Below are 24,524 nucleotides of genomic sequence, written 5' to 3'. Positions count from 1 at the left end.
CGTTTCTGCGCGGCCGAAATACCTTTGGTCGCGTGGCCCCGGCGCTGAATATGGACCTGCCAGCCGGCCTGTTTGAGTGCGCTTTCTCGCTCAGCGCTGGGGTAGCCCYGGTCGGCATACACCGCTTTGCTGGTGTTGCTCGGATCGAGCAGGGCCTCGAATACGGAGGTGTCGGCTACGGCGGCGTGGGTGACGGCGATCTTGCGGATGAGCTTGTAGCGCTTGTCCACGCTGGCATGCAGTTTGTAGCCGAAGTGCGATTTACCGTGCTTTTTGGTCCAGCGTGCRTCGACATCTTTTTGCGCWCGTTTGTGGGGTYTCCAAGTCAGGGGCATGGTGCCYTCTTTGACCGTGTCGGCCTCGTCGCGCTTGTTGCGTTGTACGGGTGCCTGCACCAACGAGGCATCAACGATTTGACCGCAGCGGGCCATGTAGCCATGTTTTTGCAATTGCTGTTGGACCTGCTCGAACACCAGCGTGCCGGCNGCCTGCACCAACGAGGCATCAACGATTTGACCGCAGCGGGCCATGTAGCCATGTTTTTGCAATTGCTGTTGGACCTGCTCGAACACCAGCGTGCCGGCGCCGGCCTGGGCCAGACGGTCGCGGAACAGCCAGATCGTCTTGGCGTCGGGGATACTGCTGCTCTCGGTCAACTCCAGAAATTGCARGAAACTGCGCCGGTCGAGCAACTGGTACTCGAGCGCGTCGTCGGCCAAGTTGTAAAGCTGTTGGAGCACCAGGGTCTTGACCATCAACACAGTCGAATACGGCGGACGACCGCCTTTGGCGCGAGATGGCCTCGGTGCGGCTGCGTCGACGCTGRCGGCCAGCGCGTCGAAGTCCACGTGTTTGGTTAAAYCGACCAGCGGATCACCGATCTTGGATCGGCGATCTTCGCGTTCATGTTCTGCAAACAGGCTGATCCGGGGCTTCATCATTGTGGTACTAGTTGGTCGCGGGCTGATACAGAATTTTACCGAACCGGCGAGCGGTAGGCTAGGTTTCTAGAGGTCCCCTNGCTGATCCGGGGCTTCATCATTGTGGTACTAGTTGGTCGCGGGCTGATACAGAATTTTACCGAACCGGCGAGCGGTAGGCTAGGTTTCTAGAGGTCCCCTCAAGGGAAAGAAGGACTTAGTGTTCTACTGTCAGATTATCAATATACGGAAGGTCAACGAGTACTCAATTCTTTCTCGCTAAAGAGCTATCCTGGAGAAGTTAATCCATTAGGCGCCGCTGCAATAGGTGCTGCCAAGAATTTGGGGATTGCTGCTGCTGGAAAATACTTACCGAAATTTTTATTAAATACAGAAGAAGAAATTTTGGCAAAAGTAGGTGCAGTAAAAATTTCTTCAAGTGAGAAAAATGGTACGGCGAATTCGTTGGCATTAGAATCGCAATTGGCTGATGCAGTGGCGGCGCGTGCAGCATCGTTGGCGACAAAAGGTGCAGATGGTTATCTGTCCCGCTCTCAACGTGGGCCGGTTTTGTCTGGAATTATGGATCCACGAACTGGCGAAATCTTTTATGGTCTAAATCAAGGAAAAATCCCTACGGACTTGCATCCTCTCATGCAACAACGTCTTGATGCATATCTTGAAGCAACAGGCGGCATCACGCCACCACGTGCTGGAATTCCTGGTTCCCATTCTGAAATTAGTGCCCTCAACCAAGCGATTATAAGTCGAGAAACTCTGACGGGTGTTCCTGTTGTCGAGTCAGATCTTTCAAGTTTTCTTTTGCATAATCGTGCATTGATAGGTGAAAGGAGTATTATAGGAATTCCGCCACGCTGTGCCAACTGCGCTGCAATTACAAACGGTGTAAAGGTTATTGGAGGTAACTAATGCTTAGAGTTGACTTTGACGAATTAGAGCCATCAGATGATTTTCTTCTGATGAACTACGGTGGAGAGCCATTTAATGGCGTCGCGTTTGAAAATGATGAGTATGGAAATTTGGTTGCGGAAACTAGTTTTAATGAGGGGCTAAAATGTGGAATTTCGCGGGAGTGGTCTGCATCGGGTGCTATCGTTCGTGAGCAATGGTTCGCCAAAAATGCTATGCACGGTCCTTCGCGCGAATGGTATGAAAATGGTTCGCGTAAATGTGAAGGTTTCTACGAACTCGGAATTTGCCTTAAAGAGCAGGAATGGGATGCGAATGGTGTGGAGACAAAGGTATATCGGATACAAGAAGAGGGAGCTCAATTTGCCATGCTGATTAAACTACGAGCCAGTAATGTCGGTTTGACCATTAGTAAATCTAGTACGCTAGGGTACCTCGAATAGCTGGTCGGGTCTGAACAGATCCTAACCGCTTGATTCTGCTGCTGAAAGATCGAAAAACAGTAGGTGGGATTTGCAAGCTTTCGCTAAATGGTGGCAATTGCTTGCAAATTTTAGAGGTCTGAATGGGCCGAAGTCAGCCGGATCACGAAGCGCAGACATGTTCCGGCAACGGCTGGACGAACTGGTCAACCCCAAGCATCCGCTGGCCCAGCTGGCCGCCCATATCGACTGGAGCGTCTTTGAGCGCGAATGGGCCGGGCATTTCCCTTCATCGCGCGGCCGTTCCGCCACCTCTACCTGGCTCATCGCGGGCCTGCTACACCTGCAGCACACATTTGCCCTATCCGATGAGGATGTGAACAGCCCCGGCTTTCGTGGAGGTCGGTTAGTGGGAGTCAGGCCGGAATGGCTTGACTGCTCAGTTGCTCGTAATAGTTTGCCTTAGCTTCCGCTGGCGGTATATAGCCGAGCGGTTCCAGCAGGCGGTGGTGGTTAAACCAGGACACCCATTCCAGCGCGGCCAGTTCGACGGTCTCACGCGTCTTCCAGAGAGCGCGGCGGTGGATCAGCTCAGCCTTGTAGAGCCGGTTAATGGTCTCGGCCAGGGCATTGTCGTAGCTATCACCCTTGCTGGTCACAGACGGTTCGATGCCGGCTTCTGCCATGCGCTCGCTGTACTTTATCGACACGTAGTGAGATCCGCGGTCGCTATGATGGACCAGCTCGTTTCGTTTGGGCTGACGGGCGTACAGCGCTTGCTCCGAAGCGTCGAGCACGAAGTCGGTCCGCATCGAGCTGCTAACGCGCCAGACGACGATTCGCCGAGCGAAGACCTCGATCACGAAAGCGACATAAACGAAACCTTGCCAGGTCGAGACGTAGGTGAAATCGCTGACCCACAGCTGGTTCGGTCGCTGTGCTTTGAATTGGCGGTTGACCCGGTCGAGCGGGCAGGGCGCCTTTGCATCGGCGACGGTGGTGCGTACGACCTTGCCGCGCATGACGCCTCGCAGGCCGGCCTTGCGCATCAAGCGCTCCACCGTGCAGCGAGCCACCTCGTTTCCCTCGCGCCGCAGCTAACGCCACACTTTGTCGGCTCCGTAAACTTGCTGGTTCGCCTGCCAGACCCGCTCGATCTCCACGTTCAGCATGTCGTCGCGCTGGACACGAGCGCAGCGCAATGACGGGTTGCGTTGCTGCGCGGCGTAACGCCAGTAGCCCGACGGCGCGACCTGCATCACCTTGCAGATCGGCTCGACACCGTAAGCGTGGCGGTACTGGTCGATAAATGCCCTCACGGCTTGAAGTGGCGTCCGAACTCCGCCTGGGCGAAAAACGCACTCGCCAGACGCAGGATCTCATTTGCCTTTCGCAGCTCGCGCACCTCTCGCTCCAGCGCTTTGATGCGCTCCTCTTCGGCGGTGGTAGGTCCTCGGCGTTGGCCGGTATCACGCTCTTGCTGGCGTACCCAGCGACGCAGCGTTTCAGGTGTCCGGCCGATCTTGGCTGCGATAGATTCGATCGCAGCCCATTGCGAGCTGTACTCGCTGGCGGCTTCGCCGTCCATGCGCACGGCGCGCTCGATGACTTCGGGGGAATACTTGGGTTGCTTCTTCATAGCTCCATTTTCTCAAACAATGGAGCCTCCACAAATCCGGGGCGATTCACTTCAGCCACACCGCGGCGTCCAGCGCCGCAAGTCAGTCAAACCACAGAAAAATTCGTCGGTGCTACCTCGCATACTGGTTTACGAAGTCAAAAATCGGGTAATCGAGGCCGCTCACAGCGACGGTTCCGTGTCAAGCATTTTTGCCCCCCCCTGCGACAAAATGCCCATCCCACCCCCATCCCCACACCGTCGCACTACGGTAAAATCCCGCCATGCACACCTCCCCACAACGCCGACGTCGCCTCGCATGGCTGCTCTGCGCCGTCATGCTGATGACGGCGTTGATGCCGACCTTGTCGCGTGCGTTGGCGCCGGTGCGCAGCGTCGGTCCGATGTGGCTGGAGATCTGTTCGGCCGTCGGTACGCGCTACCTCGAGGTCAACGCCCCCGATTCGCACAATCCTGATCACACCGACAAGCGCGCGGGCGTCATGAACGACTGCCCGTATTGCCGCGTGCATGCCGACCTGCCGGCGCTGCCGCCGTCGCCGCTGCTGCTGCCGCAATCTGTCATCCTCCCCGAACGGCCCGCGCTGTTCTACCAGGCGCCGACACCGCTGTATGCGTGGGTGATCGCGAACCCGCGCGGTCCGCCCGCTGTCTGATATCCGGAACATCCAGGTTCTTCCCAGTCCCGGTTGACGCCAGGTGGCGTCCGCCGGCCCGGTGCCGCCCATGGCGGCCAGGATACTTACACGCGTACCGATTTCATGCCTACTTACCTGACCTTTTCGCGTCCGGCCGCCTTGTGCGCGCTGGCGCTGCCGCTGTCCGCCGCTGCCCAACAACTCGCTGACGACAGCATACCGGCCACCACCTTGCCCACGGTCGTCATCACCGCCAGCCAGGACGGTGACAACAGTGGCGGCCTGCACGCCGTCGCCGGTGTCGGCTCCCACCTCGACCTGTCACGCCTGGAAACGCCGGCCAGTGTCGACGCGATCACCGCCGGGCAGCTCGCGCAGCGGGGCGACCGCAGCCTGATCGACGCCATCACCCGCGCACCCGGTGTCAGCGCCATGCCGCATCCGGGCAATGGCGGCTCGTCGATGGCCGCGCGTGGTTTTACCGATACCGTGTCGGTCATGCGGCTCTACGACGGCATGCGCCAGTACGGCGGCGTCGGATTGACCTTCCCGTTCGATACCTGGGCCGTCGAGCGCATCGACGTGCTGCGCGGGCCGGCGTCCGTGATCTACGGCGATGGCGCCATCGGCGCCGTGATCAACGTGGTGCCGAAGCAGCCCACGCGCGGCGCCATCGCCACCGAGCTACAGGCCGGTCTCGGCACCGAGCACAGTCGCCGCCTGGCGCTGGGCAGCGGCGGCGCCATCGACGAGCGCTGGTCGTACCGGTTCGATGTCAGCAGCGACCGCTCTGACGGCTGGGTGGACCGGGGCCGTTACAGCACCCGCGCCGTTTCCGGTGCGGTGCGGCTCGATATCTCGCCCCGGCTCGATGTGCGCCTGAGCGCCGCGCGTGGCAGACAGGAACCGATGCGGTATTTCGGCACCCCGCTGGTCGATGGCAGGCCCGATCCGGCGCTGGCGACCAGGAACTACAACGTCGCCGACAGCGTGATCCGGTACGACGACCGCTGGCTCGATGCGCTGGTCAACTGGCGCCCGAACGACAGCACCACCGTGCGCAGCCGGTTTTACGATATCGACAGCCGGCGCCACTGGCGCGATGTCGAGGCCTACAGATACAACGCCGCCACCGGCCTGATCGACCGCTCGGACGCCACCGAGATCTACCACGACCAGTCGCAAACCGGTAACACCACCGACGCCGCCTTCAAGGGCAAGCTGGCCGGGTTGGACAACCGCTTCGCCATCGGCTTCGACGTCAATGCGAGCACCTTCAGGCACAGTAATAACACCTACGTCGGCGACGCTGCCTCGGTCGATCCGTACCGCCCGGATCCCGGCTGGTTCAGCAGTCCGGTGCCGACGCTGCCGCGTTACCGCAGCAAGGCGCGCCAGGCCGCGCTGTTTGCCGAGAACCGGCTGGCAGTTACGGACCGGTGGTCGCTGCTGGCTGGCGCGCGCTACGATCACGCCAGCGTGCGCCGCACCGACCTGCTGGCCGACCGTCTGGCTTACGACACGACCTTCCACAATATCGGCTGGCGTCTGGGCACGGTGTACCAGCTGACGCCAGCGCTGGCGCTGTATGGCCAGCTGGCCAGGGCGGCCGACCCGGTCAGCGCCCTGTTTTTCCTCTCGCCTGCCAACAGCGCGTTCAAGAACGCGACCGGCCGCCAGGTGGAGGTGGGCGTCAAGCAGGTCTTCGCGGACAACCGCGCCGAATGGACGCTGGCCGTGTACGACATCGCCAAGCACAATCTGCTCACGCGCGATCCCAACGATCCAGGGCGCAGCCTGCAGGTGGGCAAGCGTACCTCGCGCGGCGTGGAGGCGACGCTGACGGCGGCGCTGGCGCCCGGCTGGCGCGTGGAAGCCAATGCGTCGCTGCTGCGCGCCCGCTTCGCAGATTTCAGCGAAGCCGCAGGCGGTACGCTGGTGTCGCGCGCCGGCATTACGCCGCCCGACGTGCCGCAACGGCTGGCCAATCTCTGGCTCCATCGCGACATCACGCGTGGCTGGAGCGCCAGCGCCGGCCTGCGTTACGTCGGCGAGCGCAATGCCGACAATGCCAACACGCTCAAGCTGCCATCGTATGCGGTCACCGATGCGTCGCTGACGTGGAAGGCGTCGGGTGCCACCAGCGTGACGCTGCGCGTGGCCAATCTGTTCGACCGGCGCTATTTCACCACCGCGTATTACACGCCCACCCAGTGGTTCTATGGCCAGGACCGGCGCGCGGACCTGGTGTTGAATCACCGGTTCTGACGGAGACGGACGATGCGTCGCATTCTGTACCTGATCCACCGCTGGACCGGCATTGCCATGTGCGCGCTGATGGCGCTGTGGTTCGTCAGCGGCATGGTGATGCTGTTCGTCGGCTATCCCAAGCTGACGCCGGCCGAGCGCTTGGCCTCCTTGCCGCCGCTCGCGGCCGGATGCTGCATCGAGCCGGCGCAGGCGCTGGCGCGCAGCCCCGATCCCGCACAGGTCACCGCCGTCATCCTCACGTCGATCGGCGGCCGCCCGCATTACCAGCTGGTAGGGCAGGGCGGCCGCAGCCTGCAGGTGGATGCGGCAACCGGTGCGCCGATGCCGAGGCCCGATGCGCGCGCAGCGCTGGCGGCAGCGTCGATGTTCAAGCCCGGCACGCCGGGCCGCTACATTGGGCTGGTGGAAGAGGACCGCTGGACCCGTTCACGCAGTCTCAATCCGCACCGGCCGCTGCACGTCGTTGAACTCGGCGACGCTGACGCCACCCGCGTGTACGTGTCGTCCACGACCGGGCAGGTGGTGCTCGATGCGCCGCGTGCTGAGCGGCTGTGGAACTTCGCCGGGTCGTGGCTGCACTGGCTGTACATGCTGCGCCAGCAGAATACCGACCCGGTGTGGACCTGGACCCTGATCGGGCTGGCAGCCCTCGGCGTACTCTCGGCGGCGACCGGCATGGTGAACGGCGTGCAGCGCTGGCGCTTCCGTGGTCGCTACAAGAGCGGCGCGCGCACGCCGTACCGCGAGTTCGCCATGCGCTGGCACCACCTGCTGGGATTGATGTTCGGCCTGGTGCTGTGCACCTGGGTGTTCAGCGGCTTGATGTCGATGAATCCGCTCGGGGTATTCAACGCTGCGGGGGCCAAGCCCGATGCCGGCGCCATGGAGGGCGCTTCGCCGGCAGCCCTGCGCCTGCCGCAACCGGTGGCGCAGGTACTGGCCCTGCTGTACGCGCAGTCGTTTGCGCCGCACGAGGTGGAGTGGCGCGTGCTCGCGGGAGAACCGTTCATCGTCGCGCGCGATGGCGATAACCACACCCGCATCGTGCGCGCCGCCGGCGACGGTATCGCTGTCACCGCGCAGTGGCCGCAGGCGCAGCTGGCAGCACACGCGCACCGGCTGCTGCCGTACCCGGTGCACGCAGTCGCATGGCTGACCCGCGCCGACGCCTATTACTACCAGCGCGGCGATGCTTCCATGTACGGCGGTAACGAGCGCCGCCTGCCTGCGCTGCGCGTGGTGTTCGACGACCCTGGCCACACCTGGGCCTATATCGACGCCGGCACCGGCCAGCTGGCGCTCAGCCTCGACCGCACCCAGCGCGTGGGGCGCTGGCTGTTCAACTTCCTGCACAGTTGGGACTTGCCGGCCCTGCTGGCACCGGCGCAGGGCCGGGCGCGCGAGGTCGTGCTGGTTTTGCTCAGTCTTGGCGGTCTGCTGCTCAGCGCCACGGCGGTGGTCATCGCGCTGCGCCGGCTGGGACGCCTGCGATCCAGGACAGCACCGGGACAGGCACCGTGAGCGGCTGCCACTGCCAGCGCCGGCGCGCGGCCGCTGTCAGGCGCGGTCGGCGGGGGCGGTGCGATGCACGCGCCGCGGCGGCAGCTGGATCATCGCCAGCGCCGTGTACAGCGGCGGCGTGAGCACGCGCGAGACGGTGCTGGCGATGACGGCGCACGCCATCAGGCTCAATACCATGCCGTGGCCATCGACCATTTCCATCACGATGATGAAGGCGGTCAGCGGGGCCTGGGTGGCCGCTGCCAGGAAGCCCACCATGCCCAGCGCGATCACGGCGGGAGCGTACGGATAGCTGGTCAGCATGGCCACGTCGTGACCGAGCGCCGCGCCGATCGACAGCGACGGCGCAAAGATCCCGGCCGGCACGCCCGACCACGCGGTGACCCAGGTGGCGATGAACTTGAACAGGGCAAAACCGCCGGGCACCAGGCCGTCGCTGTCGAGCAGGGCGCGGGTGGCCTCGTTGCCGCTGCCGTAGGTGGCGCCGCCGGTCACCGCGCCGATGACTGCCACCACCAGCCCGCAGCCGATGGCAAAGCGCACCGGGTAGCGCTGGCGCCAGCGGCTCGGCGCGTCGGGCGACGTGCCGCGCAGGGATGCCAGCAGCAGGCGCGCGAACAGGCCGCCGGCCAGGCCGGTCACCAGCGTGACCAGCAGCCCGGGCCCCACCAGTGCCAGGCCGATGGGGCCGGGATGGATCACGCCGAAATGGGTGCCGTTGCCATACACCGAAACCGCGATCAGGCCCGCCAGCACGATGCCGGAGACGATCAGGCCGCTGTTGCGCTGTTCGGGTGTGCGCGACAGTTCTTCGATCGCGAACATGACGCCGGCGAGCGGCGTGTTGAAGGCGGCCGCGATACCGGCCGCGCCGCCGGCCACCAGCAGCGAATGGGCGCTGACGCCGCTGCCGCGCGGCAGCCAGCGGCGCGCGGTCAGCATCACGCCGGCGGCGATCTGCACAGACGGACCTTCGCGCCCCAGCGACAGGCCGCCGAGCAGGCCGGCCGAGGTAAGGCCGATCTTGGCCAGGCTCAGTCGCAACGACACCAGCAGCGGCCTTCTGCCGCCGGACAGCTCCGGGTCCAGCGCCGCCATCACCTGCGGAATGCCGGAGCCGCCCGCGCCGCGCGCAAAGCGCCGCGTGAGCCAGACGATGGCGCCGCACAGCAGCGGGGTCCAGATCAGGGGCAACCACCAGCCCACGTGGGCGAGATCGAGGAACAGTCCCAGCGCCTGCTCCGCCAGCCAGGTGAAGCCCACCACCACCAGGCCGGCGACGGCCGCCGCGCCCACCACCACGGTGCGGGTGATCCATACCTCCGGCGAGGCGAACTCGCGGCGGAAGGCGGTGCGCATGTCGTGCGGGGTCTTTTCTGGCGGGTGCATGGGAGCGATTGGGGACAGGGGAGCGTCATTATATGCCGTGGCGGCACAATGGTGTGCCGAACGCTGCAGGCCAGTCGTACGCCGGTCGCGGCAGCGATCTGCTACCATTCGGCCTGGGTGTACACACAATCTCGTGTGGCAGGGATGCGTCAGGTCGGGCCGCCGCGCGGCTTTTTTTCGCCTACGGTAATCGCCCATGCAAAGTATGTCGACATCCATTCCAGCTGCCATTTCCCGTACCCTCGAGCGCTTCGTCGCGTCCAGCAAGGCGGGCGGCATCCTGCTCATTGCCTGCACCGTCATCTCCCTGCTGCTGGCCAATTCGCCGGTGGCCGCACCGTATCTGCATTTCTGGCATCTGCCGCTGGCCGGGCTCTCGGTCGAGCTATGGGTCAACGATGCGCTGATGGCCGTGTTCTTCCTGCTGATCGGCCTCGAACTGCAGCGCGAAATCCGCAGCGGCGAACTGTCCACGCTGCGCAGCGCGCTGCTGCCGATGGTGGCGGCCATGGGCGGTATCGCCGTGCCGGCGCTGATCCACTTCGGTCTCAACGCGGGCACGCCCAGCCAGGCCGGCATGGGCATCCCGATGGCCACCGACATCGCCTTTGCGCTGGCGGTGCTGACGCTGCTCGGCAGCGCGGTGCCGGCGTCGCTCAAGGTGTTCCTTACCGCGCTGGCGGTGATGGACGACCTCGGCGCCATCATCGTGATCGCCGTGTTCTACACCACCACGCTGGCGCCGTGGTACCTGCTTGGCGCGCTGCTGGTGTTTGCCGGTCTGTTCGGCATGAACCGGCTGCTGCGCGTGCGTGCACTGCTGCCGTACCTGGTGGGTGGGGCGCTGATGTGGTTCCTGATGCTCAAATCGGGTGTCCACGCCACCATCGCCGGCGTGCTGCTGGCGTTCGCGATTCCCTATTCGACCCGCGACGAGGACGAGCAGTCGCCGTCGCACCGGCTCGAGCACAGGCTGCATACGCCGGTGGCGTTCGTGATCTTGCCCATCTTCGCGCTGGCCAATACCGGCATCGTGGTCGGTGCCGGAGCACTGCAGGAACTGATGTCGCACAACAGCCTGGGCATCCTGGCCGGCCTGGTGCTGGGCAAGCCTTTGGGCATCACGCTGGGCTGCCTGCTGGCGGTGGGCGCAGGCCTGTGCGCGCTGCCATCGGACCTGAAATGGCGCCACGTGATCGGCGCCGGACTACTCGGAGGAATAGGTTTTACCATGTCGATCTTTATCACCAACCTGGCGTTCGGCGCCGATCCTGCGCTGATCAACGCATCCAAGCTGGCCATCCTGGTCGCGTCGCTGGTGGCCGGCCTGTCGGGCTTTGCCTGGCTTAAAGTGGCTGGCGCACCGAAGGCTGGCAGATGACCGGGGGGCTGTTCGAGACGCTACGCCAGCTCAATCTCGCCTGGTTCGACCTGCTCAACGCCAGTGCCGGCCTCGCTGGCTGGCGCCTGGCGGGTGCGCTGTTCGCAGCCGAGCGGGTGATCCTGCTGGCGCCATTGGCGCTGCTGGTATTGTGGTTCACCGGCCGGCGCGGTGCGCGCCAGGCTGCCGTGGAGGCGGCGCTGGCCGTGCTGTGCGGCCTGGCCGTCAGTGGCGCCATCGGCGTGCTGTGGTTCCACGGGCGCCCGTTCGCGGTCGGCATCGGCCAATGCTTTCTTGCACATGCTCCCACCAGTTCCTTCCCCAGCAACCATGGCACCATCATGCTGGTAACGGCGCTGATGCTGGTGACCAGCGCAGCGCCGCAAGCCCGCCGCTGGGGCTGGGTATTGCTGCCGCTGGCCGTGCTGGTGGCGTGGTCGCGGGTATTCATCGGTGTCCACTGGCCGATGGACATGCTGGGCGCGTTGCTGCTGGCCGTGGCGCTGGTCGCGCTGTTCCGGGTGCATTCGTTGACGGTGCTGAGCGCCACCGTCACGGGGTGGGGGGTGGCCATGTATCGCCGCGTGTTCGCACCGGCGATCGCACGGGGATGGTTGCGACCCTAGTTCGGTTTTTTGGTGGATAATGCAATAGTTGTCATTCGCGCCAGTGAAGATGCAAATTGCGGCCGCACACCGCGGTTGCACACTGCGCGCATGATGGCGATCCCGTGCAGCACCGCATGCCCATTCTAACAATTGCGGTCGCCGGCAAGCGACAGGCCGGGCGCTCCGCATTTCTAACTGAGACTATCGATCACATGAATATTTCCATCAGACCCGCAACCACGATCCTGCTCTCCACTTTGGTCGGCCTTTCCGCCTGCAGCCAGATGCCGGCCGGCGGCCAGTCCGGCGCCGGCGCTGTAGCTGGTGCTGCTACTGCTGCTGCCGGGGTATCCGCGACGCGCGCATCCTTCGGTACGCTGTCCAACGGCGCCCAGGTGGAAGCGGTCACGCTGAAAAATGCGGCTGGCATGTCGGCCACGCTGATCTCGTACGGCGCCACGGTGCAGAGCCTGCGCTTCCCGGACAAGCAGGGCAACGCCGCCGACCTGGTCGTCGGTTACGACAACCTGGCCGGCTACGAAACCACCCCCGGCTTTACCAACGTGACCGTGGGCCGCTACGCCAACCGCATCGCCAAGGGCACGTTCACGCTGGACGGCAAGGCGTACCCGCTGTCGCTGAGCGAACCGCCCAATACCCTGCACGGCGGCGCCATCGGCTGGGACAAGCGCAACTGGGTGATCAAGTCGGTGGACCAGTCGGCCGACAAGGCCTCGGTCACCTTCACGCTGACGTCGCCCGATGGCGACCAGGGTTTCCCGGGCACCGTGGTGGCCGACGTCACCTACGAACTCAATAACAACAACGACCTGACCATCCGCTATGGCGCCACCACCGACAAGCCGACGGTGGTCAACCTGACGTACCACAGCATGATCAACCTGTCCGGTATTCCGGCCTCGCGCCTGGCCACCGACGCCGACCTCACCATCGAAGCGGACGCCATCCTGCCGGTCGATCAGACGCTGATCCCGACCGGCAAGCCGCTGCCGGTAGCCGGCACGCCGTTCGACTTCCGCAAGCCCGCCAACGTCACCGAGCGCGCCCGCGCCCAGCATCCGCAACTGGCGCTGGCCAATGGCGGCATCGACCATAACTACGTGCTGCGCGGCGGTAAAACCGCCATGCCGAAACCGGCCGTCACGCTGGAAGACCGCCAGTCCGGTCGCGGCCTCAAGATCGCCACCACCGAGCCGGGCATGCAGGTCTATACCGGCAACTTCCTCAAGGGCGCCATCGTGGGCAAGGGCGGCCAGCGCCTGACCAAGTACCAGTCGATCAGCTTCGAGGCGCAAGGTTATCCGGACGCGCCGAACCAGCCGGCATTCCCGTCCACCCGCCTCGATCCGGGCCAGCAGTACGCCCAGACCACGGTGTTCCACTTCTACGTATTGAAGTAAGCCCTGGTGAAGGCAGCGCCGCCTGGATCGGTGGCGCCGCTGACGCAGCGCCGCACCGGTCTTGTCAAGAGCGGCCGCAGTCCGTAGCGGTTGTCGAACGATGCGGTCGGCGCTGCAGTCAGCCCGACGGTCAGACCACGCAGTCAGCCCGCTCAGTCCAGCCCGCTCAGTCCAGCCCGCGTCGTCAGCCCGCGTTGTCAGCCCGTAGAACCGGGCGCGCCTTGCAGTGCCTCGAACGCCAGCACCTGCGCACCCACGCCCGCCGCAAACGCCGGGTCGTGACTGGACACGAATACCACGGCGTTGTCACGTTTCTCGCGCAGCAGCGCCACCAGCACCGCCTGCGCATCGATATCCAGGCCGTTGGACGGCTCGTCGAGCAATAACACCGATGGTTCGCCGATCCAGGCTGCCGCCAGCATCAGCTTTTTTTGCGTTCCCAGCGACATGTCGCCGCAACGGGTGCCAAGGTGGCGCGCTAGGTCCAGGCGTTCGACGACCATGCGCACCTGCGGCGTGAGCTGGCAGCGCTTGGCGTGGGCCACAAACGCCAGCAGCTCGCTGCCGGTCATGAACGGGTAAATCGGACACTCGTCGGGCACATAAGCGAGCCGCGATCTGGCCTCGACCGGCTCTACCTGCAGGGCGTGGCTGGCTATCCAGATGGCGCCGCTGTCCGGCGGCGTCACGCCGGCCAGCACCCGCAGCAGCGTCGATTTGCCGACCCCGTTCGGCCCGCGCAGCACGTAAGCGCCTGGCGCGCACGTCAGACTGACCGAGTGCAGCACCTGCCGCGCACCATACGATTTATACACTTGTTCGACACGCAGCATGGAATCCCTCAGGTCAGGCTGACAAAGGTGACGGCCACCCACAGGCCGGTGACGATGGCGCCCACGACTACGGCGTGGCGCTCGGTATACAGGTGCGGCAACGACAGCACTGCCAGCAGCGCCAGGTACGACGCCACCGAGGCCGTGCTGTGCCACGGCGTGCTCGCGCCGATCTGCCATGCAGCGACGGACAGACCGGCCAGCAACGGCAGGCAGCATGCCGCCACCAACGCCAGGTCGAACGGCCGCCACCAGTGCCGACCTGGCCGCAACGGCAAGGCATCGAAGTAGCCTGCTGCCGCCACATGGGTCAGGTGCATCGGGCGCAGCATGCCGCTCATGACCAGCACGATCGCGCCCTGCGCGATCACGATGGTCGGAAAGCTGCGCCCATCGCCGTCGAACAGGCGCGCCAGGCTATACGCACCGGTCGCCAGCAGCGCCGAGGCCAGCAGCTTGCCTGCCAATTCATTGCGTCGCTGACGCCAGAGCAGCGCTGCGGATAGGTGCAGGGCGCCGAAACCGGTCGCCGCACCGCCGGTAGCGATGCGCGTGTTGCCGACGGTCCGGCGTACCGGACGGTCCGATGCCGACGGACCGCGCCACAGCGCCACCACGGTAACGGCGGCCACCAGCACCGCGCTGACGGTCGCGGCGCGCGTGCCGAAGCTGGCGCCCAGCAGCAGGCACGCAGCCAGCAGCGCCGGCAGGCTGGCAAACCGCCGCGCCAGCACCGCCAGCTGCGCCGCCAGGGCCAGCACGATCACGTCGCCCAACAGCAGCAGGTGCGCCAGCGGCTGATGCTGACGGATGCCGACCGCGATGGCGCCGAGCGCCAGCAACAGCCAGGGCCCGTTGGCCAGCATCAGCACCAGCACATCGGCATGGCGCAGCTGGCGCGCCGTGTAGGGCAGCGTGTGCAGGTAGTCCATGAACGGCCCGCCGGCGATCTGCGCGCGCTGCATGCCGGCCCACAGGCCGGCAAACCCCAGCAGCGCGGCCAGGTGCAGGCTGCGGCCGATCACGCCGTGGCCGGGCGCCAGCAGCGACAGCAGGGGATAGGCGAGCGTGGCGAGATTGCTGAGCACCGAGGCATTCATCGACGCCGACAGAAAGAACAGCAGCAGGGCGCCTTGCCAGCGCCGCAACAGCAGCCGCGCGGTGCTGAGGGCATACCAGCGCAGGCGGTGGGTGAGCAGGGGGTAGGGGAAGATGGTGTGCTCCGGGTGGCGGACGTGCTACTTCAGCAGCCGGCGGCCGAACGCGAACGGCCGCACCGCGGTGAGCTGCACCTGCGGATACTCGGGATGGCGTGGGTTGATCACGAAGTTGGCCTCCTCCGGCACGATGACCGATGGGACTTTCATGGCCAGCGTGTCGCCGCGACGCAGCCAGGCGCCGCCGAAAGCCTGGGCGCCGGTGGAGACGGGCAAGGCATCCCATCCGGCAGGGAAATCGGCGGGGTCGGGCTCGAATACCGCGCAGGCGTCTGGTAAATCGACAGCGACCAGCATCAGCGGCGGGCTGGGCGCGGTCCCAAGGTGGACCAGCTTTTCGAGCGAGGTGATGGCGATCGAGCCGCCGCAATACAGTGCCGGGACGCCGATCGGATTCCAGCGGCCGCCATACAGGGCAGCGCCAGCGCAGACCTTGTCGAGGGCATGATCCCGGTGAGCGATGCGCCACAGCTTCACAGGGCGCCCCCGGTGGCGATCGCATTGAGCACCTGGCGCACCGCCATGGCGCCTGGCTCGGTGTCGAGATAGTCCATTGGTGCTGCGTCCTCGAACGTCAGATTGGGCGTGCGTAGCCATGCTTTGGCAGCGTCTTCGTCGGCGAAGACCTGGTGCGCCAGGCCCATGATGTCGGCCAGCCGCCATATCCGCTCGGACGCCGCGGCATCCATCAGCGCACCGCGTTTGACCAGCGTGTGGGCGGTCGTTTCCGGCAGACGCGTGATATGCCGTATGCGTTGGGCCGGCACATCGAAATAAATGCCTGCGTCCTTGATCATGTCTGCCGGAAAGCCAACACGTATTGCATCGACAGCACTGCTGCCGCCCTGCAAGCGCATCAGATCGGCAAAATTTGCCGGCCTTGTGTCGTGCGGCCGGGTGGACTGTGGCTTGCGCCGCGCCCCGGCCGTGGGCTGAATTTTGTCATTCATACCGACCTCCATATGGAGGTTTAGAGTATACGTTTCGGATGATCTTCGCAAGCGACACAGCGGCCGGTTTCGATGTCTTCCGGCCGCCAGCCACGCAACCGCCGCAATTTAGCCGATAATGCTGCCTATCTCATTTTTAGCACCGGAATTGGACGTCTCCCATGGAAATCAAGGTCAACTTTCTCGACAAGCTGCGGCTCGAAGCCAAATTCGATGACTTTACGGTCATCGCCGACCAGCCGATCCGCTACAAGGGCGATGGCTCGGCGCCCGGGCCGTTCGACTATTTCCTGGCGTCGTCGGCGCTGTGCGCGGCGTATTTCGTGAAGTTGTATTGCAATACCCGCAATATCCCGACCGAGCATATCCGGCTTTCGCAGAACAACATCGTCGATCCGGAAAACCGCTACAAGCAGATCTTCAAGATCCAGGTCGAGCTGCCGGCCGATATCTCGGACAAGGACCGGCAAGGCATCCTGCGCTCGATCGAGCGCTGCACGGTGAAAAAGGTGGTGCAGGAGGGGCCCGATTTCGTGATTGAGGAAGTGGCCAATCTCGACGCCGACGCCCAGGCGCTGCTGACCCTCAATCCCGATGCATCCGCGCGCACCTTCATCCCGGGCAAGGACCTGCCGCTCGAGCAGACCATCGCCAACATGTCGGCCGTGCTGGCCGATCTCGGCATCAAGATCGAGATCGCGTCGTGGCGCAATATCGTGCCCAACGTCTGGTCGCTGCATATCCGCGACGCCCATTCGCCGATGTGCTTCACCAACGGCAAGGGCGCGACCAAGGAGAGCGCGCTGGCGTCGGCGCTGGGCGAGTACATTGAGCGTCTCAACAACAACCACTTTTATGCCGGCGCCTACTGGGGCCAGGAGATCGCCAACGCGCCGTTCGTCCACTATCCGGACGAGCGCTGGTTCAAGCCGGCGCGCCGCGACAAGCTGCCGGCCGAGATCCTCGACGACTACACGCGCGCCATCTACGACGCCGACGGCGAACTGCGCGGCTCGCACCTGATCGACACCAATTCCGGCAACGTGGAACGCGGCATCTGCGCGCTGCCCTACACCCGGCGCTCCGATGGCGCGACCGTGTACTTCCCGTCCAACCTGGTCGAAAACCTCTATGTCAGCAACGGCATGAGCGCGGGGAACACGCTGGCCGAGGCGCAGGTGCAGTGCCTGTCCGAGATATTCGAGCGCGCCGTCAAGCGCGAGATCATCGAAAGCGAAACCGCCTTGCCGGACGTGCCGCAAGACGTGCTGGCGCGCTTCCCCGGCATCGTGGCCGGCATCAAGGGACTCGAAGAGCAGGGCTTCCCGGTGCTGGTCAAGGATGCTTCGCTCGGTGGCGTGTACCCGGTCATGTGCGTGACCCTGATGAATCCGCGCACGGGCGGCGTGTTCGCCTCGTTCGGCGCCCACCCGCGCCTGGAGGTGGCGCTCGAACGCAGCCTGACCGAGCTGCTGCAGGGCCGCAGTTTCGAAGGTCTCAACGATTTGCCGCAGCCGACGTTCGCCAGCGAGGCGGTGACGGAGCCGAACAACTTCGTCGAGCACTTCATCGATTCAAGCGGCATCGTCTCGTGGCGCTTCTTCAGCGCCAAAGCCGACCATGACTTCGTGGACTGGGATTTTTCCGCCGCCGGCGACGACGCCAGCGCGCAGGAGGCAGCCACCCTGTTCGGCATCCTGCAGGAGATGGGCAAGGAAGTGTACACCGCCGTCTACGACGACCTGGGCGCAGTGGCGTGCCGCATCCTGGTGCCCGGCTATTCGGAAGTCTATCCGGTCGAAGACCTGGTCTGGGACAACACCAACAAGGCGCTGCTGTTCCGTGAGGACATACTGAACCTGCACCGGCTCGACGATGACGCGCTCGAAGCGCTGCTTGAACGCCTGGACGACAACGAACTCGATGAATACGGCGACATCGCCACCCTGATCGGCATCGAATTCGACGAGAACACGGAATGGGGCCAGCTCACCACGCTGGAACTGAAACTCCTGATCCACCTGGCGCTGAAAAACTTCGAGGACGCCAAGGAACTGGTCGAGTCCTTCCTGCAGTACAACGACAACACGGTCGAGCGCCGCCTGTTCTACCAGGCGCTCGACGTGGTGCTGGAAGTGGAACTCGACGACGACATGGACCTCGACGACTACGAAGTCAACTTCCGCCGCATGTTCGGCGACGCCCGCATGGATGCGGCGCTAGGTTCGGTGGCCGGCACGGTGCGCTTCCATGGCCTTGCGCCGACCAGCATGGCGCTCGAAGGGCTGGACCGCCACGCGCGCCTGATCGACAGCTACAGGAAGCTGCACGCAGCGCGTGCCAGGGCGGCAGCGCTCGGGTGAGAGTGCCCGGGCGGACGCCCGGGCTTACTAGCCGCCAGCGGCGATTGCGTCCTTGACGGCCGGAGGCAGTCCACCGCTGCCGTCGCCGCCAGTGTTGTCAGCGGTAGCAGCACCGGCGCCAGCACCAGCACCAGCACCGGCGCCGGTGGCTTCGCCACCAGCGTCATCTCCCTGATCACGATGCCACCAGCCGCCACCGAGCGCCTGGAATAGCGCCGCTGCGTTGCCGAGCCGGCTGGCCTCGGCCTGGGCCAGCGCCAACTGCGCCTGCCAGCTGTCCTGCTCGGCCGCGATCAGGGCCAGCCGGTCCAGGTAACCGCTGGCGTGCTGGCGCACGGCCAGTGCGCGCACCGTGTCGGCAGCGTCGCCCGCTTCGCGGGCGGCCGCCAGCGCGTCGTTGCCGGCATCGATGGCGTGCAGCACGTCGGCCACGTTCTGGTACGCCTGGGCCACGGCCGACTGGTAACTGGCCACGGCGCCGCGCATGGTGGCGTAGGCCGCGCGTTCGCGGTGTTTCAGCGTGCCGCCGTCGAACAGCGGCTGCAGCAGGCTGGCGGTGACATCGAAGAATTTACCGCTGTTCCAGAACATCTGGCCGAACTGGCTTGCTGCGCCGCCTGCCGTGGCGCTGATGGAAAACTGCGGCAGGCGCGCGGCACGGGCCACGCCTGCCTGGGCGGTGGCGGCGCGCAGGTTTTCCTCTGCCATGCGGATGTCTGGCCGCTGCTCGATCAGTTGCGACGGCAGCGACAGCGGCAACTGCGCCGGCAGCGTGAACGCCGCCAGCGTAAACGCCGGCACCGCGCCGCCGGGCGCAACGCCAGCCAGCACCCGCAGCAGTTCGCGGTTCTGCGCGAGCTGCAGGCGCAGCGGCGGCAGTTGCTGGCGCGCCTGGGCCAGCGCATTCTGCTGCGCCGCCAGTTCCTGGCGGCCCGTGTAGCCGCCGTCGCGCTGGCGGCGCGCCAGCGCCACCGACTGCTCGCCGGCGGCGATCATCTGTTCCACCACCTCGACCTGGCGCCGCAGCAGCGCATCCTGGAAGGCAGCTGCCGCAATATTGGAGGCCAGCGTGATGTAGGTCGCTTCCAGCTGCAGGCGCTCGGCCTGCTGCTGCGCCGTCAGCGACGCCACGTCGAGGCGGTTGGCGCCAAACACGTCGGGCGTGTAGCCGACCGTCAGCTGCGCGGTATGGAAATTGTAGATCACCGGCGCGTTGTACGGTCCCTTGCCGCCTTCGCTGGCCGGCGTGCCTTCCCTGGTGCTGATGACGGTACCGTTGCCCTGGATGCCGGGCGAGTTGCCGCCAAGGTTGCCGGCGATCTTGGTGCGGGCGGGGGAATAGCCCGCCTGCACGGTCGGATAGAAGTAGCCGCGCTGGGCCAGCACATTTTCCTGCGCCGCCTTGAGCGATTCCTGCGCCTCGCGCACCGACGGATTGGCGCGGAACGCCTGCGCGACCAGCGCGTCCAGCGCCGGCGAACGGAACAGGGTCCACCAGTCGCGCTGGATATCCTGTTGCAGCGCGTAGCGCGGCGCCGCTTCGGTGCTGGCCGGCGTGTCGGTGTACGCTGCCGGTACGGCGATGGCAGGGCGCTGGTAAGTGGGGCCGACCGTGCAGCCCGCAGTCAGCAATGCCAGCAGCGCCAGGGGACCGAGGGCGCCCCCGGTGATCAGGTGTTTGTTCATGGTATGGCCGGTTCCGGTTGGGCAGGGTGGTCCGGTTCGGAGAAGTGACCGAACAGCTTGAGCGCCAGCGGCAGCACCAGCAGGGTGAAGATGGTGCCGCTGACGATGCCGCCGACGATCACGCAGGCAAACGGGCGCTGGGTCTCGCTGCCGATGCCATGCGAGAGCGCGGCCGGCAGCAGGCCCATGCCCGCCATCAGCGCCGTCATCAGGATCGGCCGCAGGCGCACCACCGCGCCTTCGGCGATCGCCAGCCGCACGGCGGCGCCTTCGCGCACCCGCTGCATCACCTCTTCGACCATGATCACGCCGTTCTGTACCGAGATGCCGGCCACCGCGATAAAGCCCACCGCTGCCGATACCGACAGGTGCAGTCCGGCCAGCGCCAGCGCTGCAAAGCCGCCGATCATGGTGAACGGCACCATGCCCAGCACCAGTGCGGCAAGCCGCACCGAACGGAAGGTCCAGAACAACAGCGAAAACATCAGCAGCACCGTGAGCGGGATGATCACGGCCAGGCGCTTGCTGGCGCGCTCGGAATTTTCGAACTGGCCGCCCCAGCTGATGTCGTAGCCGGTCGGCAGGTGCAGCTGCTCGGCCACCTTGCGCTGGGCTTCGTCGATAAAGCTGCCCTGGTCGCGGCCGGACAGGTTCATCTTGACGATCACCGTGCGCGAGCCGGCTTCGCGCAGGATGCGCGACACCCCCTGGCGGATCTCGATCTTCGCCACGTCGGCCAGCGACACGGTGCCCGGCCCGTCGCCGACCCGGGTGCCCGGCACCGCCAGTTGCAGCGCGCCGATGGCGTCCACGCTGGCGCGGTCGGCTGCGCGGATGCGCAGCACCACGTCGAAGCGGCGGTCTTCCTCGAAATAGCTGGTCACGCCGTTGCCCGACAGCGCCTGCTCCACCAGCGCGTTGACGTCGCCGATGGCGATGCCGTAGCGCGCCAGGCGGGCGCGGTCGGGGGTGACCACCACTTCGCTCTGGCCGCCGATGCGGGTGGCGTCCACGTCGACCGCACCGGGAATTTTCTCGATGATCTCGACCAGGTGCTGGGCATGGTTTTCCAGGATATTGAGGTCGCTGCCGCTGATCTTGGCGACGATCTCGCCGCGGAAACCGGACAGCGACTCTTCCACGTTATCCTGGATGATCTGCGAGAAGTTGGTGGTCAGCCCCGGTATCTGCGCCAGGCTGGCCGACATGCTGGCCACCAGCGCCTCCTTGTCGGCAAAGCGCCACTGCTTGCGCGGCACCAGGTCCACCAGCGTCTCGAGGTTGTTCGGACCTTTCGGATCGGAGCCGTCGTCGGGACGGCCGGCCTGGCTGATCACGTGCGACACCTCCGGATAGGCCAGCAGCTTGGCGCGCACCACGCGCTCGACCTGCTTGGTCGTTTCCAGCGAGGCCGAAGTGGGCAAGGTGATGGTGAGCCAGATATTGCCTTCGTCGAGCTTGGGCATGAATTCGCTGCCCAGGCGCGGCGCCAGCGCAAACGCGACCAACACCGGGATCGCCGACAACCACAGCACCGGCCGCGCGCGCGGCATGGTGCGCCCCAGCAGGGCGCCGTAGCGCTGTTGCAGCCGGTTGAGCCAGGGCTTGTGCTTTTCGCCGAGCGGGCGCTTTTCAATCGTGCGCGCCAGCAGCGTGGGCAGCAGCGTAAAGGTCAGCAGCACGGAACCGATCAGGGCAAAGGTGAGCGTGAGCGCGACCGGGGTGAAGATCTTGCCTTCCACCCGCTGGAAGGTAAAGATCGGCACGAAGGCGACGATGATGATGGCTTTCGAGAACAGCACCGGGTGCGCCATGTCGCGCATGGTCCGGTGCAGCACCTGCATGCGCGACTGTACCGGGTTGGCGTCGCCGGTCCCCATCAGCGCCATGCGCACCATCAGCGCTTCCACGATCACCACCGCGCTGTCGATGATGATGCCGAAATCGACGGCCCCCAGCGAGATCAGGTTGGCCGACACGCCGTAGGCGTTCATCAGGATGAAGGCGAACAGCAGCGACAGCGGAATCACGGTGGCGACGATCAGCGCCGCGCGCCAGTTGGACAGGAAGATCACCAGCACCACGATCACCAGCAGCGCGCCGATGATCAGGTTTTCCGCGACCGTTAACACCGTGTGCCTCACCAGGTCGGTGCGGTCGTAGATCGGCACGATTTTCACGCCGGCCGGCAGGCGCTTCTCCAGCTGGGCGATACGCTCCTTGAGGTCGGCGTTGATCTTGGACGGATTGCCGCCCTTGGTCATGGTGACGATGCCCTCGACGATGCTGTCGCGCTTATCGGCGCCCACGATGCCGAAGCGGGGCCGCTCGCCGGTCTGTACCCGCGCCACGTCGGCCACCGTGATGGTGCGCCCCTGGCGCGCGGCAATCGCCACCTTTTCGATGTCGGCCAGGCTGGTGTACAAGCCGGCCGAGCGTACGATCAGCGTGGCGTCGCCGAGGCTGGCCAGGCCGCCGCCGGCATTGCCGGTGCCCGCTGCGATGGCCTGCTTCAGCTGGTCGAGCGTGACCTGGTATTTGCGCAGCAGGAAGGGGTCGGCGTCGATCTGGTATTCCTTGATGGCGCCGCCGAAGCTGCTGATGTCGGCCACGCCCGGGGTCATGCGCAGGGCAGGGCGGATGGTCCAGTCCTGCAGCGTGCGGATATCGGTTTCCGACATGCCGGGTGCGTCGATGGTGTATCGGTACACCTCGCCCACGGCGGTGGACAGCGGCGCCAGCTCGGGCTTGACGCCGTCCGGCAGGTCGGCGCCGGCCAGCTTTTCGATCACCTGCTGGCGCGCAAAATAATTGTCGGTGTCGTCGGCAAAGGTGAGCGTGACGATGGACAGGCCGGTCATGGTTACCGAGCGCACGTTGGTCAGGCGCGGAATGCCGGCCACCTCGCGCTCGATGGGTAATGTTACGGTACGCTCCATGTCCTCCGGCGCCTGGCCGGTCTGCTGGGAGATGACCCTGACCTGGACGTCCTGCACGTCGGGGAAGGCTTCGATGGGCAGGTTGGACAGTGCGTAGAAGCCGAAGCCCGTCAACGCCGCCACCAGCACCAGCACGAACACGCGCTGGCGCAGCGCGAACACGATCAGGCGGTCGATCATGGCGTGTTTCCTGCGCGGGCAGCCAGTTCTGCATCGAGCAGCAGGGCGCCGGCGGTGACCACGCGTTCGTTGTCATGCAAACCCTGTTCCACGTAGCTGCTCTCGCCACCGCGCGTGCGCAGGGTGACCTGGCGGCGCTGGTAGCGGCCCGGCGCGGCTTCCACGAACACATAGGTGTACAGGCCGCGGTTGACCAGCGCGCTGTTGGGCACGCGCACCGCGCGGCCGCTGTCCTGCAACAGTGCCGCGCGCACGAACATCTCGGGCAGCAGTTTGCCGCCGGCGTTATCGAGCCGGGCGCGCACGACCACGCGGCGCGTGTCGGGATCGACCGCCTGGCCGCGCTGCATGACGGTGGCGCTGAAATGCTCGCCGGGCCAGGCGTCGGTTTCGACATCGACCCGCGTGCCGGGGCGCACCTGCGCCACCATCGCCTCGGGCACGTCGATCAGCAGCCATAGCTTGCGCGGATCGGTCACCACGAACAGCGGTGCGGCCGCATCGGGGCCGACTTCGAGCGCCGGGTTGATCGTGCGCTCGACCACCACGCCGGCGATCGGGCTGACCAGCTCCAGGCGCTGGCCGTGCACGCGCATGCCGGCCGCATTCAGGTTGGCCATACGCTGGCGTACCCGCGCCGATTCCGCCTGCGCTTCGAGCAGGTCCGCTTCCGCCGCTTCGAGCTCGCGCCCGGCGATGCCTTCGCCGGCGCCCAGTGCGCGTGCGCGCTCGACCGCCAGGCGCTTGCGCGCCTCGTCCGACCGCGCCTTGTCCAGTTCAGCCTGGGCCGTGCCGAGCTCCGGCGCATCGATTTCGGCCAGCACCTGGCCGGCGCGCACCTGCTCGCCCAGTGCTGCTTTGACGGACAGCACCCGGCCCGCCAGGCCAGACGCCAGGCGCGCCGTGGTGTCTTCGTCCACCGCCAGCCGCGCATTGAGCGCTGCGGCCAACGGCACCGGCAGCGCCGGCATGGTCTCGGCACGCAGCATGTCGAGCTGCGGGGCGCCAACGGCAAAGCGCAGTTCCTGCGATCCGTTGGCCACCGGTGGCGGCGCGGCGGCGGTCGCCGGGACGGCGGCGTTGGCATGCTTCGATGGCGTCCACAGTGCAGAACCTACCATGACGGCGGCTGTTCCCAGCACGGCAGCAACTGCGCCGGCACCCATCCAGTATCGATTGTTCATCTATTGTCCGTTCGTTCCGGTCCATGCCGTAT

General features: G+C 65.5%; 19 protein-coding genes, 2 pseudogenes and 1 other annotated feature. Of the genes and pseudogenes, 10 read left to right on the top strand and 11 right to left on the bottom strand.

The annotated features are described in order from the left end of the window. Both ASF61_RS24610 and ASF61_RS24605 read right to left on the bottom strand, forming a co-directional pair. The coding region (locus ASF61_RS24610; RefSeq protein WP_373994547.1) for a transposase at window positions 1-431 on the bottom strand (431 nt) is incomplete at its 3' end. 55 nt (window positions 432-486) lie between these two features. Next, window positions 487-938: transposase (locus ASF61_RS24605; protein WP_373994545.1), on the bottom strand; the 452-nt coding region annotated here is incomplete at its 3' end. Between the two features lie 324 nt (window positions 939-1,262). On the opposite strand from ASF61_RS24605, the gene ASF61_RS22830 reads away from it, so the two are divergent. From ASF61_RS22830 to ASF61_RS23390, 3 genes and pseudogenes are all read left to right on the top strand, one after another. Next, window positions 1,263-1,850, top strand: a complete 588-nt coding sequence (locus ASF61_RS22830) for a YwqJ-related putative deaminase (protein WP_162241997.1) — start codon at window positions 1,263-1,265, stop codon at window positions 1,848-1,850. Next, the gene (locus tag ASF61_RS23395) at window positions 1,850-2,293 is read left to right on the top strand and encodes a toxin-antitoxin system YwqK family antitoxin (protein WP_156369589.1); all 444 of its coding nucleotides are present in this window, start codon (window positions 1,850-1,852) and stop codon (window positions 2,291-2,293) included. The genes ASF61_RS22830 and ASF61_RS23395 overlap by 1 nt, the downstream gene beginning before the upstream one ends. 157 nt (window positions 2,294-2,450) lie before the next feature. Then, window positions 2,451-2,651: pseudogene (locus tag ASF61_RS23390) on the top strand (IS5/IS1182 family transposase); the annotation flags it as partial. 37 nt (window positions 2,652-2,688) lie between these two features. Here the strand turns inward: ASF61_RS23390 and ASF61_RS13365 are convergent. Then, a pseudogene (locus tag ASF61_RS13365) lies at window positions 2,689-3,911 on the bottom strand (IS3 family transposase). Beyond that, window positions 3,517-3,633 (bottom strand) — a sequence feature (AL1L pseudoknot). Its footprint overlaps the pseudogene before it by 117 nt. A gap of 263 nt (window positions 3,912-4,174) precedes the next feature. On the opposite strand from ASF61_RS13365, the gene ASF61_RS13355 reads away from it, so the two are divergent. The 3 genes from ASF61_RS13355 to ASF61_RS13345 all read left to right on the top strand — a co-directional run bounded on the left by ASF61_RS13355 (window position 4,175) and on the right by ASF61_RS13345 (window position 8,341). Then, window positions 4,175-4,567, top strand: a complete 393-nt coding sequence (locus tag ASF61_RS13355) for a DUF2946 domain-containing protein (RefSeq protein WP_082491599.1) — start codon at window positions 4,175-4,177, stop codon at window positions 4,565-4,567. A gap of 105 nt (window positions 4,568-4,672) precedes the next feature. Next, on the top strand, window positions 4,673-6,817 hold the full coding sequence (locus ASF61_RS13350; protein WP_056156627.1) for a TonB-dependent siderophore receptor: 2,145 nt from the start codon (window positions 4,673-4,675) through the stop codon (window positions 6,815-6,817). A 12-nt stretch (window positions 6,818-6,829) separates the two neighbouring features. After that, window positions 6,830-8,341: a PepSY domain-containing protein gene (locus ASF61_RS13345; protein ID WP_056156549.1), complete on the top strand. Its 1,512-nt coding sequence runs from the start codon at window positions 6,830-6,832 to the stop codon at window positions 8,339-8,341. Window positions 8,342-8,377: 36 nt separating this feature from the next. Here ASF61_RS13345 and ASF61_RS13340 read toward each other — a convergent pair whose 3' ends face one another. Continuing rightward, a complete protein-coding gene (locus ASF61_RS13340) occupies window positions 8,378-9,730 on the bottom strand; it encodes a chloride channel protein (RefSeq protein ID WP_056156547.1) in 1,353 nt (450 codons plus the stop codon). 205 nt (window positions 9,731-9,935) lie between these two features. Between ASF61_RS13340 and nhaA the strand changes: the two genes are divergently transcribed. From nhaA to ASF61_RS13325, 3 genes are all read left to right on the top strand, one after another. Then, the gene (gene nhaA, locus ASF61_RS13335; protein ID WP_056156545.1) at window positions 9,936-11,111 is read left to right on the top strand and encodes a Na+/H+ antiporter NhaA; all 1,176 of its coding nucleotides are present in this window, start codon (window positions 9,936-9,938) and stop codon (window positions 11,109-11,111) included. Next, complete coding sequence (locus ASF61_RS13330) at window positions 11,108-11,737, top strand: undecaprenyl-diphosphatase (protein WP_156369588.1); 630 nt, start codon at window positions 11,108-11,110, stop codon at window positions 11,735-11,737. The genes nhaA and ASF61_RS13330 overlap by 4 nt, the downstream gene beginning before the upstream one ends. A gap of 194 nt (window positions 11,738-11,931) precedes the next feature. Next, the gene (locus ASF61_RS13325) at window positions 11,932-13,140 is read left to right on the top strand and encodes an aldose epimerase family protein (RefSeq protein ID WP_082491596.1); all 1,209 of its coding nucleotides are present in this window, start codon (window positions 11,932-11,934) and stop codon (window positions 13,138-13,140) included. 197 nt (window positions 13,141-13,337) lie between these two features. Here ASF61_RS13325 and ASF61_RS13320 read toward each other — a convergent pair whose 3' ends face one another. From ASF61_RS13320 to ASF61_RS13305, 4 genes are all read right to left on the bottom strand, one after another. Next, a complete protein-coding gene (locus ASF61_RS13320; protein ID WP_056156541.1) occupies window positions 13,338-13,973 on the bottom strand; it encodes an ABC transporter ATP-binding protein in 636 nt (211 codons plus the stop codon). Window positions 13,974-13,981: 8 nt separating this feature from the next. Next, entirely contained in the window at window positions 13,982-15,121 is a 1,140-nt protein-coding gene (locus tag ASF61_RS13315) for a hypothetical protein (protein ID WP_056156540.1), read from the bottom strand. Window positions 15,122-15,211: 90 nt separating this feature from the next. Beyond that, window positions 15,212-15,667 (bottom strand): RES family NAD+ phosphorylase, encoded by a 456-nt coding sequence (locus tag ASF61_RS13310; RefSeq protein WP_056156538.1) that lies wholly within the window; start codon window positions 15,665-15,667, stop codon window positions 15,212-15,214. After that, window positions 15,664-16,140, bottom strand: coding sequence for an antitoxin Xre/MbcA/ParS toxin-binding domain-containing protein (locus ASF61_RS13305; RefSeq protein WP_162241996.1), 477 nt, complete (start codon window positions 16,138-16,140; stop codon window positions 15,664-15,666). Before ASF61_RS13305 ends, ASF61_RS13310 begins: the two co-directional genes overlap by 4 nt. 161 nt (window positions 16,141-16,301) lie before the next feature. Here ASF61_RS13305 and ASF61_RS13300 point away from each other — a divergent pair, with 161 nt between their 5' ends. Beyond that, a complete protein-coding gene (locus tag ASF61_RS13300; protein WP_056156534.1) occupies window positions 16,302-18,503 on the top strand; it encodes an OsmC domain/YcaO domain-containing protein in 2,202 nt (733 codons plus the stop codon). Between the two features lie 27 nt (window positions 18,504-18,530). Here ASF61_RS13300 and ASF61_RS13295 read toward each other — a convergent pair whose 3' ends face one another. From ASF61_RS13295 to ASF61_RS13285, 3 genes are read right to left on the bottom strand one after another with little or no spacing between them, the layout of a single operon-like run. Then, complete coding sequence (locus ASF61_RS13295) at window positions 18,531-20,189, bottom strand: efflux transporter outer membrane subunit (RefSeq protein ID WP_082491592.1); 1,659 nt, start codon at window positions 20,187-20,189, stop codon at window positions 18,531-18,533. Beyond that, on the bottom strand, window positions 20,186-23,308 hold the full coding sequence (locus tag ASF61_RS13290) for an efflux RND transporter permease subunit (RefSeq protein ID WP_056156533.1): 3,123 nt from the start codon (window positions 23,306-23,308) through the stop codon (window positions 20,186-20,188). Before ASF61_RS13290 ends, ASF61_RS13295 begins: the two co-directional genes overlap by 4 nt. Next, entirely contained in the window at window positions 23,305-24,492 is a 1,188-nt protein-coding gene (locus ASF61_RS13285) for an efflux RND transporter periplasmic adaptor subunit (RefSeq protein ID WP_156369586.1), read from the bottom strand. The genes ASF61_RS13290 and ASF61_RS13285 overlap by 4 nt, the downstream gene beginning before the upstream one ends. Window positions 24,493-24,524: the final 32 nt, after the last annotated feature.

The organism is Duganella sp. Leaf126, assembly GCF_001423125.1.
In the GTDB taxonomy this organism is placed as follows: domain Bacteria; phylum Pseudomonadota; class Gammaproteobacteria; order Burkholderiales; family Burkholderiaceae_D; genus Rugamonas.
The sequence above is the reverse complement of the archived record's forward strand: the minus strand, read 5'-3'. Positions and strand labels throughout refer to the sequence as shown.

Bases quoted from the DNA above. Each gene is read 5' to 3' on its own strand.
- ASF61_RS13330 (WP_156369588.1), top strand. From the start codon at position 11,108: ATGACCGGGGGGCTGTTCGAGACGCTACGCCAGCTCAATCTCGCCTGG.
- ASF61_RS13290 (WP_056156533.1), bottom strand. From the start codon at position 23,308: ATGATCGACCGCCTGATCGTGTTCGCGCTGCGCCAGCGCGTGTTCGTG.
- ASF61_RS13350 (WP_056156627.1), top strand. From the start codon at position 4,673: ATGCCTACTTACCTGACCTTTTCGCGTCCGGCCGCCTTGTGCGCGCTG.
- ASF61_RS13320 (WP_056156541.1), bottom strand. From the start codon at position 13,973: ATGCTGCGTGTCGAACAAGTGTATAAATCGTATGGTGCGCGGCAGGTG.
- ASF61_RS23395 (WP_156369589.1), top strand. From the start codon at position 1,850: ATGCTTAGAGTTGACTTTGACGAATTAGAGCCATCAGATGATTTTCTT.
- nhaA (WP_056156545.1), top strand. From the start codon at position 9,936: ATGTCGACATCCATTCCAGCTGCCATTTCCCGTACCCTCGAGCGCTTC.
- ASF61_RS13340 (WP_056156547.1), bottom strand. From the start codon at position 9,730: ATGCACCCGCCAGAAAAGACCCCGCACGACATGCGCACCGCCTTCCGC.
- ASF61_RS13305 (WP_162241996.1), bottom strand. From the start codon at position 16,140: ATGAATGACAAAATTCAGCCCACGGCCGGGGCGCGGCGCAAGCCACAG.
- ASF61_RS13355 (WP_082491599.1), top strand. From the start codon at position 4,175: ATGCACACCTCCCCACAACGCCGACGTCGCCTCGCATGGCTGCTCTGC.
- ASF61_RS13325 (WP_082491596.1), top strand. From the start codon at position 11,932: ATGAATATTTCCATCAGACCCGCAACCACGATCCTGCTCTCCACTTTG.
- ASF61_RS13285 (WP_156369586.1), bottom strand. From the start codon at position 24,492: ATGAACAATCGATACTGGATGGGTGCCGGCGCAGTTGCTGCCGTGCTG.
- ASF61_RS13345 (WP_056156549.1), top strand. From the start codon at position 6,830: ATGCGTCGCATTCTGTACCTGATCCACCGCTGGACCGGCATTGCCATG.
- ASF61_RS13295 (WP_082491592.1), bottom strand. From the start codon at position 20,189: ATGAACAAACACCTGATCACCGGGGGCGCCCTCGGTCCCCTGGCGCTG.
- ASF61_RS13300 (WP_056156534.1), top strand. From the start codon at position 16,302: ATGGAAATCAAGGTCAACTTTCTCGACAAGCTGCGGCTCGAAGCCAAA.